This is a genomic window from Bartonella sp. AA86SXKL, from assembly GCF_042196885.1.
In genome coordinates this window covers 350-582 of the sequence record NZ_JBHIRE010000528.1, presented here as the reverse complement: position 1 = coordinate 582, position 233 = coordinate 350, and the positions used below count along the sequence as shown (strand labels likewise).

Sequence of the window (233 nt, the reverse complement as noted above, 5' to 3'; positions counted from 1 at the left end):
ACTTGATCCCATGATGAAAAAATATCGCGTTTAAATAATTGCGCACGGGCAAGACGTCCTGCAACATCTGAAATAATTTTTAAATCGAGTGCAGTTGCCGGACCACACCCTTGGACTTCTTGAAGTCTATGAATATCAGCACCCAACACATCGGCTAATGAGCCAAAATGTGCTATTAAGCTCTTAGCTATTGGTTTTGTATTTGCTCTGGGTATCGTGCGAAAAAGCAATAA

At 40.8% G+C, this 233-nt stretch carries 1 pseudogene; it reads right to left on the bottom strand.

The features are described 5' to 3' along the window. Positions 1 to 233, bottom strand: a pseudogene (locus tag ACFIO5_RS13085) (RadC family protein); the annotation flags it as partial.